Source organism: Streptomyces durbertensis (assembly GCF_014156695.1).
GTDB classification, from domain to species: Bacteria; Actinomycetota; Actinomycetes; order Streptomycetales; family Streptomycetaceae; genus Streptomyces; species Streptomyces durbertensis.
In genome coordinates, this window is the sequence record NZ_WMLF01000721.1 from 1 (window position 1) to 1,545 (window position 1,545).

Sequence of the window (1,545 nt, forward strand, 5' to 3'; positions counted from 1 at the left end):
GCGCCTCCCAGGCCCGCACGATGCTCGCCGGCCTCACCGTCGCCGCCGACGACCCCATGACCGGCTACGACCGCAAGCTGTTCCCCCACTGGATCAACCAGGGCAACAACTGCAACACCCGCGAGGTCGTCCTCAAGCGCGACGGCACCAACGTCGTCACCGACGACCAGTGCCGCGCGGTCAGCGGCAGGTGGTTCTCCGAGTTCGACGGCGTCACCCTCACCAGCGCCTCCGACGTCGACATCGACCACCTGGTGCCGCTTGCCGAGGCGTGGCGGTCCGGGGCCAAGGACTGGTCCGCCGCCAAGCGGCAGTCCTTCGCCAACAACCTCAGCGCCGCCCAGCTCATCGCCGTCTCCGCCAGCTCCAACCGCGCCAAGGGCGACAAGGACCCGGCCAACTGGCTCCCCCGCGCCGCCTACCGATGCGTCTACGCCCGCTCGTGGGTGTGGGTCAAGCACAACTACGCGATGAAGCTCGACAGCGCGGAGAAGTCCGCCCTGACCTCCATACTCAACGGCTGCTGACGCCGCCCCGGGCGGGCGGCGGGGTGCCACGAGGCGCCCCGCCGCCCGTTCCCCGTGTGGACTCGGCGGGCCGGCAGGCTCAGCGGGCCGGCAGGAACGGGACGGTCACGCAGGCCAGCCGCGCACCGGCCTGGCCGGCGTGCCCCTCGCCCGTGTGCGTCTCGTGCTCGTGGATCACCACGGAGCGCGCCTCACCCGACCGGAACGTCCACCCCTGCCGCGCACTCGACCGGGCCACCCCGCTGCGGTCCGCCTTGAAGTCCAGCCACACCTCGTTGTCCGGGTTGGCGTACCGGGGATCAACCGACGGCTGCACGGGGTCGACCTCGTCCTGGTAGTGCGGCCCCGACGCCTCCGGCGCCCTCCCGCACGGCTTGGTGTGCACGTGCGCGCCGAAGATCCGCCCCGGCTCCACACCGTCCACCCACAGCCGCACCGACATCCGCCCCCCTTCGTGCAGGCGCTGCGCGACCGTCACCCCGGCCCCCTCGGGCACCCGCTCGTCGTAGGTGATCGCCGCAGGCACCGGCCCGCCCCGCTTGCCATACGGCCGGAAGTGCCCGCCGGTCGCCAGCCAGTGCTCACCGTCGTCCGCCGTGGTCGCACCGCTCGCCGACGCCCTCACCGCGGCCCCGCCGACCGGCCGGTCCGCGTCCTCACCGGCGGACACCGGGGCCGCGGTCGCCAGCACCGCAGCCACAGCCGCACACGCCGCCGTCGCCCGCCAGGTCACACCAGTCATGCATTCCTCCTTCGTCTCCACGGGGTTAACGGTGTAACTTTCGCGGGTACCCGCCGACGACCACGGCCGCCGCATCCCCGAACAATCCTTGTGGGGGAACGAGGCGTACTCTTACGGCGGCAAGGCGCTCCGTGACCCGGGGCCGATCCGGGGAGTGAAGGTGCTGGAAACACTGGGGACGTTGATCTACGCGCCGTGGATCTATGTCCTCATCGCGGTGTCCGTACTCCTGGACGTCTTCCTCCCCCTCCTCCCCAGCGGCTTCCTCGTGATCAC

The 1,545-nt window shown here is 71.8% G+C and carries 2 protein-coding genes; one reads left to right on the forward strand and one right to left on the reverse strand.

What is annotated here, in order from left to right; all coding sequences use genetic code 11:
• On the forward strand, nucleotides 1-527 hold a 527-nt coding region (locus GL263_RS26260; RefSeq protein ID WP_182858228.1), incomplete at its 5' end, for an HNH endonuclease family protein.
• Nucleotides 528-606: 79 nt separating this feature from the next.
• On the opposite strand, the gene GL263_RS26265 is transcribed toward GL263_RS26260, so the two are convergent.
• Complete coding sequence (locus GL263_RS26265) at nucleotides 607-1,269, reverse strand: superoxide dismutase family protein (RefSeq protein WP_182858229.1); 663 nt, start codon at nucleotides 1,267-1,269, stop codon at nucleotides 607-609.
• Between the last annotated feature and the right edge of the window lie 276 nt (nucleotides 1,270-1,545).

Bases quoted from the DNA above. Each gene is read 5' to 3' on its own strand.
- GL263_RS26265 (WP_182858229.1), bottom strand. From the start codon at position 1,269: ATGACTGGTGTGACCTGGCGGGCGACGGCGGCGTGTGCGGCTGTGGCT.